Genomic DNA, 16,021 nt, shown 5'->3' on the forward strand with positions numbered 1-16,021 from the left:
CTACACCCCTTTGAACACGTTAAAATCGCGGCCCAGACGCACAATATTGCTCATTTTGTCTATTTGCATAGCGCCATCCTTGAGATACGCAAATTCCATGCCGGATTCACGCGTCTCCCATTCATCTGGTGGACGGCTGATCATTTCGGAAATTCGCAGCTGTGTTGGTGCAAAATAGGAGGCCGCGATAATCGCTTCACTATTTCCCTCCATCCCTGCATGCGCCATGCCCCGCAGAGCGCCAAGGACATAAATATCACCGGTACAAGTTATAATTCCACCCGGGTTAACATCTCCCAAAAAGAGTAAGTTTCCATCGTGATGAAGCACTTGTCCTGAGCGGATAATCCCTGTCACCGTGTGAATGGGGGGCTTGCCCTGCACTACCGCAGGCAATCCGGGTGATTCTACAGACCTGATGAGCAGATTACCCTTCTGCTTTAAAATCTCCAGAATACTTTCCTTCTGCTCCTCCGTTACTTCCCGACTTCCCAGCTTAATATCCACATGAATGATCGGGCCTGTTAAAATATTTTGATGACTGTGCTCCAGCTTAAAACGCAGCTCACCCAGCAAATCCTCAAATTCGCATTGATCGTCCAGCAGGAATACCAGGCCATCTTTGATGCCTTTAATCGTGACATGATTCGATTTCACCGCCATTAGCCTGTCCCTCCTATCTCAATCATTTCGTCCCCGGGACGTCAAATCCCTGCTAACCCGGACAAAATGTGTGTAAAAAGACCTAGACAGTCTCTTCCTTTTTCACACGGGTACCCAAACGCTGTAATTGCTTGCGAACAGGGACATAAATGATGAGGGCAAACAGAAAATGGATAAATAAATCAGGAATCATATACTGGGCAAGTGCCCAATTGAAAGTCTGATGATTCAGCTGGAACAGCTGATCAATGGCAAAGAGCATAGAATCCAGCAAGAAACTACCAATTAACACGGCCGCCATCATAATGGGCATCGGTGCACGTCTAGCTGTAAACACAAGCCCTAATAAGTATGCAGACAATCCCATTGCAAAAGAATAAGGGCCAATGATAAACCCGTAGTACACTACGTCATGAATAAGTCCAAAAACAATACCTAGCACCAACGCTGTATGACGGCTGTAATACACAGATACAAACAAAATTACGACATACACAAAATTTGGGACCATTCTTGAATGCCAACTATCCGGGAGAAGCCACGGAAGAATCGTTCCTTCAGCTATAAACAAGACAAACAGCAGCAGTATCAAAACCTGACCGCGCATCTTCATTATTCCGGTACCTCAGGAGTGTAGAGGACGAGCAGTTCTTTCCAATCCACAAAGCTGGCTGCCGGTTTAATAATCGCTGTCCGTGTTTTGCCGAACTCTCCAACCTGAATTTTCTCCACCGTTCCAATCATTAGGTTTTTGCGGAACTTCCCGCCTGCACCAGACGTAATAATCTGATCACCCTTTGCGATTGGATCTTTTTCTTCAATGCGAGTCATTTGAAATCTGTTCGTACCCGGATCATAGCTTTCAATCATACCAAACGATTGATTTTCCTTACCCAAGACTGTCGCTGCAATAGCATAAGAATTCGGATTTTTAGGGTCCAATGTAGTCAACAGCGTAACGGTAGACGTAAAATTCCCCGTGCGGCTAATGACTCCAACAAATCCTTCAAGTGAACTGACTTCCTGACCAACCTTGGCTCCATCCTTCTCACCAATATCAATCACGAGCGTTTTGGAATCATTGCTAACACTGTTCACTTGAGCAACACGATAATCATAATTATTTTTCGCCTTTTGCGTTTGGGTGAACTTCAGTTCATTCTGCAATCTGGCATTTGTCTCAACATAATTATGAGTCTGAATCTGGTCACGAGTCAGCTTAGCCACGGCTATTTTTAACCGCTCATTTTCTTCGTAAATACTACGCATATTGCCAATATCTTCAAAGAAGCCCGCTATTGCTGAAGCGGGCCTGTAAAAGATACCTTGCACAAAGCCAATTGAATCTCTGGCGAACTTCTCGGGCCAGGTTAAGGAACTTCTCTGTCCAAGTGTAATCCCCATAAGGGCAATAAACAGAACGATTCCGATCAATAGAACAAATAGTCTTTTATTGCCAAACAGCTTAAACAGTTCCTACACCCCCGATTCAACGTTTGGAACGGACGGCAGAACTGCTGCGCGATTTGAACAAATGGATATTTTCCAGTGCTCTACCCGTACCGATTGCCACACAATCCAGAGGATTTTCCGCTACGATCACCGGCATTCCGGTCTCACCTGCCAACAGCTTATCCAGGTTGCGCAGTAGTGCTCCACCACCAGTCAGTACAATTCCTCTATCCATGATGTCCGCCGCCAGCTCGGGAGGGCATTTTTCCAATGTTACTTTGACTGCGTCCACGATCGCATTCACGGTGTCTGACAATGCTTCGCTAATTTCATCGGAGGTAATCGTAATTGTCTTCGGCAAGCCTGTAACCAGATCGCGTCCGCGGATTTCCGATGTTTCCACTTGCTCTAATGGCATTGCTGAACCAACTTCCATTTTCAACTGCTCAGAAGTCCGTTCACCAATCATCAGGTTGTATTGACGTTTCACGTATTGAATAATAGACTCGTCCATTTCATCGCCAGCCACTCGTACAGAACGACTTGTTACGATCCCTCCCAAGGAAATGACCGCAACTTCGGTTGTACCTCCACCGATATCGACAACCATACTGCCCGTAGGCTCCCATACCGGCAGATCAGCGCCAATTGCCGCTGCAAACGGCTCTTCAATCGTGTACGCCTCTCTTGCGCCTGCTTGCTTGGTCGCATCTTCAACAGCACGCTGTTCCACTGCAGTAATGCCCGAAGGCACGCAAACCATCACGTTCGGATGGCGCGGAAACAATGAACGTTGTGCTTGCGCCTGACGGATGAAATATTTAATCATCGTTGCAGTCGTATCAAAATCGGCAATGACTCCATCCTTCATTGGACGAATTGCACGGATATTTCCCGGTGTGCGGCCGATCATTTTTTTCGCAGATTCCCCAACAGCCTCAATGGTTTTTGTATCTGTACGCAAAGCGACTACAGATGGTTCACGAACCACAATTCCCTTACCTCTTACGTATACAAGCGTGTTTGCCGTCCCCAAGTCAATTCCCAAATCTTTTGTAAAGCCACCCAGCATGATGTTAATCTCCTTTTCTCTTCCCTGAAATCTGTTATCCCTGTATAAACGGTTTATTCAGGCCGGTTTATCCGGTCGTGTTTAAATGTTTGATTTAAATATTATATTATATCAGACCTTGTTCCTTCAAACTTACAAAGGTCCCGTCCCCGATCACAATATGATCAAGCACGTCGATGCCTACGATGTTGCCCGCTTCCATCAGGCGGCGGGTCAACTGGATATCTTCCGGGCTTGGCTTCGGATCACCGCTCGGATGGTTATGAGCGCAAATAATCGAAGCACTGCTGCACTTGATTGCAGCCCGGAATACTTCACGAGGATGCACGATGGCGGAATTCAGGCTGCCCATAGATAGCGTTTCCTGAGCAATGACATGGTTTTTGGTATTTAGAAACAGGCAAACAAAATGCTCTTTCTGCAAATAACGAAGCTGCTCGAACAGCAGATCTGCCACATCCCGCGGGCAACTAATCACCGGGGTCTCCAAGTGGCGTGACAATGCCAATCGACGCCCGAGTTCGATACCCGCTTTTAGCTGTATCGCTTTAGCATTTCCAATACCCTTAATCTGGGTCAACTCGCTCAGACTCATATCCACCAGTTGACGCAGATTCCCTGCCTGCTGCAAAATACGCTGCGCTAAATGCACAGATGATTCACTTTGTGTTCCTGTACGCAGTAGTATTGCTAGCAACTCCGCGTTGCTCAAGGCATCCGCCCCATATGTCATCATGCGCTCTCTTGGTCGTTCTTCATGGGGGAGGTCGCGAAGCATCAGTATTGGCGACTCCAGCATATGTTTATCCCCTTTTATGGACGCAGCACATTTACTCCAAAATCGGACAGCATGTCCGACAGCAAAGAAAGCGGCAATCCTACGACGTTAAAATAACAACCCTGAATAGATTCCACCAACGTAGCACCCATGCCTTGAATGCCATACGATCCTGCTTTGTCAGACGGTTCACCAGTATTTACGTATGCCACAATTTGTTCTTGGCTCAAAGGCTTCATTGTGACCTCCGTTTGGCGATGTCTAACAAGCATCTTGCCGGTTCCGGTATGTATGCAGGCTACCCCGGTGTACACACGGTGTGTTCTTCCCTGCAATGCAGTCAACATGCGAACTGCGTCCGCATGGTCGGCAGGCTTGCCCAATACCGAATCCTCCAGCACGACAATCGTATCACTGCCAATCACCAATCCAGCTTCCTGGGACTGTGCGGCAGTGCGCACGACCGCTTCGGCTTTGCGGGCCGCAAGGGTCTCCACGATTTGCTGAGGCGTCCAGCTCTCAGGCGTGTTTTCATCCGCATGACTCGGCACCACCTCAAAGGGGAGTCTCAAATATGCGAGTAATTCCTTCCTTCTTGGTGAAGTCGATGCCAGAATAATGCGGGGCGTAATTTTCCCGTCCATAAGGGAAGCTCCTTTTCATCAGTTAGAGCCTGCGGTACAGCCAGAATGCGGCGATGATGCCGATCAGACTAAGCAGGCTCAATTCAAAATTTATCGTTATGTTGTAGCTGATAATATCCAGATCCGCTCTCGGCGACCAGGATATCGTAGTGGGGTGGGTCAGAAAGGAAAGGACTTTGACCGATTGAAGGGCCTTAGCAATCCAGGCACCCAAAAGCCAACCGAGCAACAAAAACAGTATAAGCATTCCTACATTTTTTTTCATCCTGATCTTCCCTCGCCATTTTTTGACACCTTCATTATTATACGGTGATTTGTACTGCAATACAAACAGAAATCCGGCATGGGGAACTATTTCCAGTTCCTTGCCGGAAAGTATGGTTAGTCTACTGTTTTATGAATTGAATAAATTCCTTCTCACGCAAAACATATTCCATCATGGAGGACTGAATCTCCCAAATGTGTTCCTTGGCTGTATTCTTGTTATATTCTCCAAGTGCAGAGACTGCGCTGTTCATCGCCTTTTCAAGCGAGGTTGCGGTGGCAGCCGCTTCCTTCGGAAGACCAGTGGGAAGTGCAGCGACATTTTGTGTCCACTGCTGATGCAGATCGTTCAGCTCGCTCATGTCGGAGGCTGACACCGTATTTGAGCCTTCTTCTCTGAGCAAAGTTGAGGAAAGCCCGCTCAGCTTCCCCACTAATAAGTTGCTTAACTGAAAAAAGGTAGTCAGTTTATCACCATTACCTCCGTAAGCCGCTTTTTCGAATCCAGGTAATTCGAGCTCGCGGACATACAATTCCACTCCTTGTGTCTTCAATTGATTACTGAGCAACTTGGCTTGCTCCCTATCCGACGATATTCCTGCATATACCCGGTTTTGATCCTCGCTATCCCCTCCTGCTGCAATGCCTGCCTTCAACAGTTCTTCCTTTGCCTGTAAAGCCCGCTCTGGAGTGCTGAAAACCCCATATTGCAGCAAATAATAGGTTTGTGGAGGCACTTGAGTTGCTACGACGGCGACAGGGGCAGCATTCTCTTTTGCATACGTGTTATCGACATCAACAGATTCTTTAAAAACAGGCACAGCCTCATCAGCAGAAGGATCAGATCCCGGGACCATACCGCCTCCGTTAAACAGTAACAACAAAATATATCCGAACATGCCTCCAGTCACCAACGCGCTGGCTACAGAACCGATTAATCTCCATCTGGAAGGGTGAGGTGGACGCTTTCTATACTCTTGACCGGAATAATAGGTTTCCTCAACCTCAACATCGTCCTCTTCCGGACTTTCCGGTAGAATGTCCGCATCTGACCAGGAAGCTGCCGAACGACCAAAAGGGTCGTCCCATCCCTCTTGTACCCTCAATGTTGGAGTAAAGCGCCGAGTTGCAGTGCGTTTGTTCGTCTCCACAGGCTTACCAAGCTCTGAATGTTGTGTAGTTCGAGTATGTTTCTCCATACTGCTAGTCCGTTCCATCCCTTTATGCTGGTTATCCGTTTGATAAAGCTCTTCATCGTGATATAACTCCGTATCTCTGATCGGGTCACGCTGTCCGTTCGTAAATGACTCATTTTGGTTCGGAAGCACCTGTAGCTTATCCTCCCGGCTTGTTTCCGGCAACTGTTGATCGAACCGGAATGTCATCTTGGCCTTGTTCATGGATGCACTCCCTCCTTGTCCCATACTTCCTCATAGTCTGTTGTATGAGTCAAGCTGAGATAATATGCCTCAGCTTTACAAAAAAAGGGTATCCCGAAACACCTTCGTGTTCGGAATACCCTTCAAAGCTATAATACATTGGCGTAACAGCCCATGTTCATACGTATTACACTTGTTGCCCGCGAAGATGGCGTGCTAACGCGTCGCCAGCTTTCCAGATATCTCCTGCTCCCATTGTCAGCACAAGATCGCCTGGTTGTAACCGATCTTTCAGCTCTTCGATCACAGCTTCTTTGGTTGGTAAATAGATTGCATTCGCATTGCTGTTTTGGACGATTAAATCCACCAGTTTGGAAGAATGCACACCTTCAATCTGTTTTTCTCCCGCTGGTGAATAAATATCGGTAATGATCACTTCACCAGCCTCGCTAAACGCACGGCTGAACGCATCCAGCAGGAAAAAGGTACGACTGTAGCGTTGTGGCTGGAACACGGCAATAATACGCTTGCCAGTTGCTCTCGCTGCACTGATCGTAGCCTCAATCTCTGTTGGGTGATGCGCATAATCATCAATAATCAAAATGTCATTGCCTTCACCTAGCACTTGAAAACGACGTTTCGCTCCATGAAATTCCACAATAGTTGCAGCAATTTGATCAAATGGAATCCCTGCTTCCAGACATGAAATCACGGTAGCCATCGCATTATACATGTTATGTTTACCAGGTACAGACAATTCAATCGTTCCGAGTGCTGTTCCCTTACGGCTCATCGTAAAGCTTAATCGGCGGTCACCCAGTTGGATATCTGTCGCCATGTAATCCGCTTCATGCTCTACCCCATAAGTAATGACCCGAGTTTGGAGCTGAGGCAGCATCTCTCGGATGTTCTGATCATCTGCGCATACAATAGCTGCTCCATCCGGCCGAATTTGGCTCAAGAATTGCACGTAAGCACTTTTTAGGCGATTGAAGTCCCCATCGTAATTTTCCAAATGATCTGCTTCAATATTGGTTACGATCCCCTGCCAAGGATGATATTGTAGGAAAGAACCATCGCTTTCATCCGCCTCGGCAACGACAAACTCGCTTTTCCCCGCTTTGGCGTTCGTCCCCAAATTCGTGATTTCGCCGCCGATAATATACGTTGGGTCAACGTTACATCTCTCCATAACCAGAGCGATCATAGAAGAGGTTGTCGTTTTCCCGTGCGCACCCGCAACCGCTATACCCTTACGTTCGTTAAGCAAGCGAGCCAGCATCTGCGAACGGTGCAGTGTTGGAATATTCAATTCTTCTGCTGCCACCCGCTCTACATTGTCACGTGACAATGCTGTTGAATAGACGACGATATCTGCGCCCGCAATATGTTCAGGCGTGTGTCCAATATATATTTTTGCGCCTTTTGCCGCCAGTTTTTCTGTCAGCTCCTGTGATGCCACATCTGAGCCAGTCACGGTATATCCCATCTCCAGCATGACCCGAGCAATCGCGCTCATCCCGTAGCCGCCGATACCGATAAAATGAACATGTTCCGAAGTAATCAACAAATTTCACCAACCTTTTTCCGAATCGGTTTGATACATAAGGGTAGCCCGTACATCCGCAATAAGATACAGCGTGCCGGACACCACCCCCAGATCTTCCGCTTCCGTATGTGACTGAAGCAGGTTTAAAGCCTTTTTCCAGTCACCTTCTACAATAATTTTTAAATCCGTTTTGGCATAAGACGGCCGCAGCTTCTCCACGAGATGAGCCAAATCAGCGGCATTCATTTTGCGGCGAAAATCGGGCTCGGTCAGGATAAGCGTATCCACTAGTGGCAGTATATGCTGCAAGTATGCCTCATGATGCTTGTTTGATAGCATCCCCATCATTAAAACCAATTTTTTGTACGAATACACTTGTGGGAGACTCTTGGCCAGCGTTTGCGCCCCTTCTGGATTATGAGCCCCATCAAGGACAATTCTCGGCGAGGTACTGACTTGTTCGAGACGCCCTGCCCAGGCAGCTTGCCTAAATCCCTCCAGCAGATCCTCATCATCCAACACAAAAGCCATATACTGACGTAGGACTTCAAGTGCCATCAGAGCTCCTGCCGCATTAGAACATTGATGCTCACCTAACAACGTGATGTCGATTTCCATATGTCGGAAGGGTCCGGCGAATGAAAAGGTCTGACCTGTTTCATTCCCGTTTAACCGTTCATACGTAAATTGTTCTCCTGCCAGGTACAAGGTAGCTCCTTGCTTGGCCGCCGTTTCACGTATGACCTGAATAGCCTCGGGCTGGGAAACACAACTGACGACAGGTACACCCGGCTTGATGATCCCAGCCTTTTCTCTTGCAATCTGTTCCAGTGTATCTCCCAAAATGTCCGTATGGTCATAGCCGACATTCGTAATGACCGAAACGATAGGACTCACGATATTAGTTACATCCATCCTTCCCCCGAGGCCTGTCTCCCATACCACAACATCTGGAAAAGCTACCGTAGCATAGTACAAAATAGCCAACGCTGTGGACACCTCAAACATCGTAGGTGATCCCAACTCACTATCTGCGATTTCTTTCACCAACGGATACAAACGATTGGCCAGTGAAACCAGCGTTTCATCTGGAATATCGGTCCCGTTGAATTGAAAACGGTTCGTAAATCGGGTGATGTACGGAGAAGTAAAGGTCCCAACATCGTATCCACATTTCAGAAGCACAGAGGTTAGAAAGGCACAAGTCGAGCCCTTACCGTTGGTTCCTGCAATATGAATAAATTTCAGATGTCGTTGCGGATCACCCAGCCTACTCATCAGCTGTTCGATTCGTTCCAGTCCGGGTCTAATGCCAAACGGAATCAACCCATTAATCCATTCCACTGCTTCATCATAACTTTGTAAAGGGGCTATGTCGCCGCCCCTGATCGTATCTGACATCCTCTTCACCTTCAGGTCATTTTATTGTGAGTGAAATTATCCCTTGAGTTCTTCAATACGTGCGATAACTTTAGCGCGCTTATCTGAGTAATCGGCTTGCTTGGCCTTCTCTTCCTCGATGACTTTGGCTGGTGCCTTCGCCACAAAGCCTTGGTTGGAGAGTTTTTTCTCCACGCGCTCCACTTCACTGTTCAAATGCTGAAGTTCTTTTTCAAGTCTGCTAATTTCCTGGGCAATATCTAGCAGTCCGGCTAACGGCAGGTATAGCTCTGCGCCGCTAACAATAGATGTCATGGCTTTATCTGGAGCGGTGAACTCTAAGCCTGCGTCGAATTCAGACGTGTTACAGAATCGACGTACATACTCCCCATTGCGGTTAATGATATCAAGAACGGCTTGATCGCCGGGTTTTATGAGCAATTCAATTTTTTTACTCATCGGCACGTTGACTTCAGCGCGGATATTGCGCACAGCACGAATCACGTCGATCAGCAAATTCATTTCAGCGACCGCGTCCTTATCCTCGAAAGCAGGATCGTAAGCAGGCCAAGCGGCCAGTGTGATCGTTTCTCCCTCATGCGGAAGATGCTGCCATATTTCCTCGGAGATAAACGGCATGAACGGATGAATCATGCGCAGTGTCCGATCCAAAACGTATGCAAGTACGGATTGTGTTTTCTTTTTCGCCTCTGCATTATCGCCATATAGGGAAAGCTTCGCAAACTCAATGTACCAGTCGCACAAATCATCCCAAATAAAGTTATACAGAAGGCGACCTGTCTCGCCAAATTCATAAGCATCTATTAGACGCGTGATGTCGCGTGAAGTTTCGTTTAGACGGTGCAGAATCCAACGGTCAACGGTGCTCAAGTCACCAGTAATGTCTATATCTGCCGCAGTGACGCCTTCCAGATTCATCAGCGCAAAGCGTGATGCATTCCAGATTTTATTGGCAAAGTTACGCGCCTGCTCCACACGTTCCCAGCGGAAACGAAGATCTTGTCCAGGTGTGCTGCTGGTGGAGATCATATAACGCATTGCATCGGTACCATATTGGTCGATCACGTCGAGCGGATCAACACCATTGCCCAGGGATTTGGACATTTTTCTTCCGTCCGCGTCACGAACCAAACCGTGCATAAGTACATCCTTGAACGGAATCTCTTCCGTGAACTCCAGCGCGGTAAAGATCATACGCGATACCCAGAAATAAATAATGTCATAGCCTGTCACCAGAACATTCGTCGGATAATAGCGTTTGAGATCCTCTGTCTGCTCAGGCCAACCTAGGGTCGAAAACGGCCACAAAGCAGAGCTGAACCAAGTATCGAGTACATCCTCATCCTGTTTGAGCTTTCTACCGGCATATTCAGGCAAAGTGGTAGGGTCCTCCGCCGATACAATAACTTCTCCGGTTTCCTCATCATACCAAGCCGGAATACGGTGTCCCCACCATAATTGACGGGAAATACACCAATCCCGCACATTTTCAATCCAATGCAGATAAGTACGCTCAAAGCGATCCGGTACAAAGTTTACACCGTTGCCAGCCTTCTGTGCTTCAATCGCCTTAGCTGCCAGAGGCTTCATTTCCACGAACCATTGCGTCGACAGATAAGGTTCTACAACTACGCCAGAACGCTCACTATGACCTACTTGGTGTACATGCTCTTCAATACGAATCAGTACACCCTGCTCTTTCAAATCAGCGACGATTTGCTTACGGCAATCGCTGCGATCCAGTCCCTGATATTTGCCTGCTTCAGCATTCATCGTTCCCGTCTCGTCCATCACCGTAATTTGAGGCAACTGGTGACGTTGACCCATTTCAAAGTCATTCGGATCGTGAGCCGGTGTGATTTTAACCGCGCCGCTACCGAAATCTTTATCTACATAGTCATCCGCAATGACCGGAATTTCACGCCCGATGATTGGAAGCACAAGCGTTTTGCCGATCATTTGCTTATAGCGTTCATCTTCTGGATGTACAGCTACAGCCGTATCGCCCAGCATCGTTTCAGGGCGTGTAGTGGCTACAGTAATAAATCCGCTACCGTCTTTCAGAGGGTATTGCAGGTGATACAGATTTCCGTTCACCTCTTTGTATTCCACCTCAATATCCGACAATGCGGTACGTGCAGCGGGGTCCCAGTTAATGATGCGTTTACCGCGATAAATCAGACCCTTTTTGTACAGTTTAACGAATACTTCGCGTACCGCTTTGGACAGTCCCTCATCCAATGTAAAACGTTCACGAGAATAATCGAGAGAAAAACCCATTTTCTCCCATTGATTGTGGATATTGTCCAGATAAAGATCTTTCCACTCCCACACTTTCTCCAAAAACTTCTCACGGCCCAAATCATAGCGAGTCAAACCTTCTTCACGTAGCTTCTGCTCTACTTTTGTTTGAGTAGCAATACCTGCATGGTCTGCCCCTGGCAGCCACAAGGCATCATAACCCTGCATCCGCTTGGCGCGGATAATAATATCCTGCAAAGTAAAGTCAAGAGCATGTCCAATATGCAACATACCCGTAACATTCGGTGGTGGAATAACGATAGTAAAAGGCTCTGCCTCTGGATGTTGCCCGGCACGGAAATAGCCCTTCTCCATCCACGTTTTGTACCATTTTTGTTCTGCTGATTTGGGATCGTACGTTGTTGGCATTTCCAAGGTTGTCTTGTTGTCTTGTTCTGACATATCAGGATACCTCCATGATTTTCAATTGGCAAATAAAAAAAGCCCTTCATCCTCAAAGGACGAAAGGCTGTTCTCTCGCGGTACCACCTTTGTTTCACCCCTAGTGCATGTATCCACTGATCCATTACACATGGTGTGACACTTTATGCAGATAACGGTTGCGGACCGGCCTTATTCTACCGTGAACCTCTTACCTTCCGAAGGAATGAAATGAGGAACCGTTCAAACAGGCGACTCCCGGGTGACTTCGGCCAGTAGCTTCCTGCGGAACCTCACAGCGCTGCAATTCCACTCTCTGAAGGGCTTGCTGCCTACTCTTCCCGATCTCAGTCTTTCAATAACTATACCACATCATACATTTCCCATTGACTATAGTCAACACCCATTTCTCATTGACGATAGTCAGCACTTCGTCGCATGTTTCAGCAACCGAATCAAGGGATGTACAATACCTGCCCTTCTTCTACATGATGCTCTGCCAATCTATTATACAATTGAAGCTCCCGTGTGCTGAGCTGATAACGGTCTGCTATCGTTTCCAGTGTATCCTCGCGCTGTACAATGCATAACCGCACCTTGCGGAAAGGCGTTTCATCCTGTGTATGGAAAAAAAGATTTTTCCACTTGGCATCCTCACGCTCTTCCTCGGCTTTCTGATCCTGACCTTGCGGTTCATGTTCCAGCTGCTGCTGGTGTTCGGCTTCCTTCACCGAACGGCTGGATTGAAGCAATGATGAGTAGACAACCGGGTCCGGCTCGTCTGCTCCTTCATTCTTTTTACTGTTAAGCGCCACGCGCATCTCTGGCTTTTCCTCAGTAAAGGTATCCTGAACTTCATGGTTTACCTGTTCTGACGCTTCAGGCCTGAAGTCAAAGTCATTCGCCTGACTTGCTTCCAACTGCGGCTCCAGATAAATCTCCGACTCTGTGGCAGAATGGGGCTCTGACAGCAAAGGGTCGTATGCTACATTGGGAGATGCAGAGGATACTTTGGGCTCGTTCCCTTCCGTCTCTGCTTCCTCTTGCTGAAATGCCCACACTTCCGACGCCTCCTGCTCACGCTTAACTTCGGAAGAGCTGTCTTCAACTACTTTTCCCGTCCACGGCTCATAATATCGGTTCGGATCTACTATCGGATCATAAGCTTGATGCTCCAATGATGGCTTCTGTTCCCCTTGATCCTCTGACGACTGTTCCCAGTAAGCTGACTCTTGTTGTGCTGGTACTTTGTATGAAGTTTCCGGGTCTGAAATGTTGTTGTATACCGAGTCTTGGGTAGAATAAGCCTCTTCGTGACGATGCTCTCCAGCGCCGTAAAGAGATGGAGCCGGATGTTCAGGTGCATGCACCACAGTAAATTCCTCGTCCAGCCAAACCGCCGTCTCCTCTGCATGCGAGCTTTCCACCCCATGCAAAGAAAGCACCCCTGTAATGTTTAGACTACGTAAAGAGAGCAGGTCCACATCAAAATTTTCAATCTCCACGGAGATATCTTCCAATCTTCCTACCCGGTTAAGCGGAATGGTAATTTCCACAGGGATCAAATGATGAAGCTCGCTCGTGATCTGTTCAGGTGTGCGGTACACGCCCTCCAGCAGTAAATGCCCTCGCAAAGCGGCATGGTCGCCGTGGGTTACAACCTGAATGCGTGGCAGAAGCTCAATTTCCTCCAACTCGGCAATCCCGGCAGCTTCCTCCGTCAAATGAATGCGTTCATAGATATCAAAACGCAAGCCTTGCGGCTGATCATTCTGTTGTTTATTCAAGGATGGCATCCTCCTTTGGGCAGCCTCCGCACATCCTCTGACTCGTGTCAGGCGCACGGAAACTCCATATTGCAAACCGTTTCTAGGTTCAAGTATATGCGCCAAAATAGAAGGCATGCCATCTTTTATAGCTGTTTGTGCAGCTTTTGAAAATCATCCGGCCAAGCATCCTCGACGATAATCGTTTCGCCGCTCAGCGGATGACAGAAGGTAAGGCGCTCTCCGTGAAGGGCCTGTCTGCCAAAATCAGCAGCACGACCGCCGTATAATACGTCCCCAAGTAAAGGATAGCCAGCATGACTAAGATGTACGCGTATCTGGTGCGTCCGACCTGTCTCCAGCGTCAGATACACGAGACTGACCGCACTCGGACCACTCCCCCATACTTCTCCAACTTCCACATGGGTAACCGCCTTCTGTCCAGTTGGGGATACACGGCGGCGCTGTTTATGATGCCTATCCTTGCCAATCGGCCAATCCAACGTCCGCAGCGATGGAGGTACTTTCCCTCGTACCAAAGCTACATAACGACGACCGATGTCCTTAGCTCGCATTTGTTCGTCCAGCTTGAGCAACGCAAATTCATTTTTGGCATATAGCACCGGGCCTGTCGTGTCCACATCCAGACGATGTACATGCCGTACTGCTGTATGAATGTCGTTGATTTCATAATAGGATGCGACAGCATGATCCAATGTTAGCGGACCATCCTTTACACCACCGTCTGGATGGACCGCCATCCCCGCTGGTTTGTGTACAACCAAGCAAAAATCATCCTCGTATAGTATCTTCAAATCATACCAACGTGGGATGACGCCGAGGTCCACTACAGGAAAAAGGGCCAGCCGCAGCCGGTCCCCTGTAAGTTCAATCCCTTTTTCATGCCGTAGCCTGCGCCACAGCTTGTCCGGTAATCCCAAACGGTTCAGCAACCAGCGGTCCACAGCTTCAGCGCGATTTTCATCAGTTGCAATTTCTCGCCCTGGTGTGACTTCCAGCCACGGTCCTCTTCTTTTCCAGCTACCTTTCCAACTCATAGACGTTTGAGCGCGCGATAGTTCGCTTCAATGGTCGCATCAATATCCTCAACGGTATGCACACCTGATACGAACATGCCCTCAAATTGAGATGGAGCTACACTAACGCCCTCATTGACCATTTCAGTAAAGTAACGGCGGAAGTGGTCCTGATTACTCGTTTTAGCAGTGTCAAAATTGACAACCTTCTCGTCTGTGAAGAACGGACACACCATAGAACCGACACGGTTAATCGTGACAGGAATCCCCAGCTCTCGCGCGTTACGTTCGAATCCGGCTTGAAGCCGTGCTGCCCGTTCTTCCAAACGATCATATACTTCCGGTGTCAGCAATTTTAGCGTCGAATAACCTGCTGCCATAGCCAGCGGATTTCCGCTCAGCGTACCCGCTTGATAGATCGGGCCAGATGGTGCAATTTGCTCTAGAATGTCGCGACGGCCGCCATATGCACCTACAGGTAGGCCACCACCAATCACTTTGCCCAGACACGTAAGATCCGGCGTCACACCAAAGCGCCCTTGAGCAGAATGAAGTCCTACCCGGAATCCAGTCATCACTTCATCAAAAATCAGCAGACTTCCGTACTGTCGGGTTACCTCACGCAAACCTTCCAAAAATCCAGGCTGTGGCGGTACAACACCCATATTGCCGGCTACTGGCTCGACAATAATCGCAGCAATCTCTTCGCCAAATTTCTCAAAAGCCAGCTTCACCGACGCCAAATCATTATAAGGGACAGTGATTGTATGTGTGGCCACGACTTCAGGTACACCCGGACTATCAGGTAGACCTAGGGTCGCAACACCAGAGCCCGCTTTAATCAGCAAGCTGTCCGCATGACCGTGATAAGAACCTTCAAATTTAAGAATTTTACTGCGTTTCGTAAATCCACGCGCGAGTCGGATCGCACTCATTGTTGCCTCGGTTCCCGAGTTGACCATTCGAACAATGTCCATAGAAGGAACACGCTCACATACGAGCTTGGCCATTTCCGTTTCCGCAAGCGTTGGGGCTCCGAAGCTGGTTCCTTTTACAACAGCAGCCTGTAAGGCTTTAACCACTTCAGGGTGCGCATGACCCATAATAAGCGGTCCCCACGAACATACATAGTCTATATAGGATTGACCGTCGATATCATATACACGTGATCCTTCCCCACGATCAATATATACCGGTGTTATACCCACGGATTTAAAAGCTCGAACCGGACTGTTTACGCCACCCGGAATATATTGTTTTGCCTCATCAAAGGCTGCTTTGGAACGCGTATCCTTGCGTACCGTTCGTTGTTCGTCGATCATTCTAATCACTCC

At 48.1% G+C, this 16,021-nt stretch carries 14 protein-coding genes; all 14 read right to left on the reverse strand.

Annotated elements, in window-relative coordinates:
• The 14 genes from minC to hemL all read right to left on the reverse strand — a co-directional run bounded on the left by minC (position 1) and on the right by hemL (position 16,009).
• On the reverse strand, positions 1-663 hold the full coding sequence (minC, locus tag G9G57_RS23245) for a septum site-determining protein MinC (protein WP_017427422.1): 663 nt from the start codon (positions 661-663) through the stop codon (positions 1-3).
• An 82-nt stretch (positions 664-745) separates the two neighbouring features.
• Positions 746-1,276 (reverse strand): rod shape-determining protein MreD, encoded by a 531-nt coding sequence (mreD, locus tag G9G57_RS23250; protein WP_013372670.1) that lies wholly within the window; start codon positions 1,274-1,276, stop codon positions 746-748.
• Entirely contained in the window at positions 1,276-2,097 is an 822-nt protein-coding gene (gene mreC / locus G9G57_RS23255; RefSeq protein WP_016818427.1) for a rod shape-determining protein MreC, read from the reverse strand. The genes mreD and mreC overlap by 1 nt, the downstream gene beginning before the upstream one ends.
• Before the next feature lie 55 nt (positions 2,098-2,152).
• Positions 2,153-3,187 (reverse strand): rod shape-determining protein, encoded by a 1,035-nt coding sequence (locus G9G57_RS23260; RefSeq protein ID WP_013311600.1) that lies wholly within the window; start codon positions 3,185-3,187, stop codon positions 2,153-2,155.
• 106 nt (positions 3,188-3,293) lie between these two features.
• A complete protein-coding gene (gene radC, locus G9G57_RS23265) occupies positions 3,294-3,986 on the reverse strand; it encodes a RadC family protein (RefSeq protein ID WP_016818426.1) in 693 nt (230 codons plus the stop codon).
• 14 nt (positions 3,987-4,000) lie between these two features.
• Positions 4,001-4,609 carry a Maf family protein gene (locus tag G9G57_RS23270; protein ID WP_044788183.1) on the reverse strand — a complete coding sequence of 203 codons (609 nt, stop codon included), beginning with the start codon at positions 4,607-4,609 and terminating at the stop codon, positions 4,001-4,003.
• A 22-nt stretch (positions 4,610-4,631) separates the two neighbouring features.
• Positions 4,632-4,874 carry a DUF4321 domain-containing protein gene (locus G9G57_RS23275; protein WP_013372674.1) on the reverse strand — a complete coding sequence of 81 codons (243 nt, stop codon included), beginning with the start codon at positions 4,872-4,874 and terminating at the stop codon, positions 4,632-4,634.
• 121 nt (positions 4,875-4,995) lie between these two features.
• Positions 4,996-6,273 carry an SPOR domain-containing protein gene (locus G9G57_RS23280; protein WP_164965612.1) on the reverse strand — a complete coding sequence of 426 codons (1,278 nt, stop codon included), beginning with the start codon at positions 6,271-6,273 and terminating at the stop codon, positions 4,996-4,998.
• Positions 6,274-6,439: 166 nt separating this feature from the next.
• Positions 6,440-7,819 carry a UDP-N-acetylmuramate--L-alanine ligase gene (gene murC / locus G9G57_RS23285; protein ID WP_038978209.1) on the reverse strand — a complete coding sequence of 460 codons (1,380 nt, stop codon included), beginning with the start codon at positions 7,817-7,819 and terminating at the stop codon, positions 6,440-6,442.
• 6 nt (positions 7,820-7,825) lie between these two features.
• Complete coding sequence (locus G9G57_RS23290; RefSeq protein WP_016818421.1) at positions 7,826-9,202, reverse strand: bifunctional folylpolyglutamate synthase/dihydrofolate synthase; 1,377 nt, start codon at positions 9,200-9,202, stop codon at positions 7,826-7,828.
• Positions 9,203-9,238: 36 nt separating this feature from the next.
• Positions 9,239-11,905, reverse strand: coding sequence for a valine--tRNA ligase (locus G9G57_RS23295; protein ID WP_017427418.1), 2,667 nt, complete (start codon positions 11,903-11,905; stop codon positions 9,239-9,241).
• A gap of 434 nt (positions 11,906-12,339) precedes the next feature.
• Positions 12,340-13,671, reverse strand: a complete 1,332-nt coding sequence (locus G9G57_RS23300; protein ID WP_044788185.1) for a LysM peptidoglycan-binding domain-containing protein — start codon at positions 13,669-13,671, stop codon at positions 12,340-12,342.
• 125 nt (positions 13,672-13,796) lie between these two features.
• Positions 13,797-14,708, reverse strand: a complete 912-nt coding sequence (locus G9G57_RS23305) for an RluA family pseudouridine synthase (RefSeq protein WP_164965613.1) — start codon at positions 14,706-14,708, stop codon at positions 13,797-13,799.
• Positions 14,705-16,009 (reverse strand): glutamate-1-semialdehyde 2,1-aminomutase, encoded by a 1,305-nt coding sequence (hemL, locus tag G9G57_RS23310; RefSeq protein WP_025365649.1) that lies wholly within the window; start codon positions 16,007-16,009, stop codon positions 14,705-14,707. Before hemL ends, G9G57_RS23305 begins: the two co-directional genes overlap by 4 nt.
• Positions 16,010-16,021: the final 12 nt, after the last annotated feature.

This window comes from Paenibacillus sp. EKM211P, assembly GCF_011066175.1.
GTDB classification, from domain to species: Bacteria; Bacillota; Bacilli; order Paenibacillales; family Paenibacillaceae; genus Paenibacillus; species Paenibacillus polymyxa.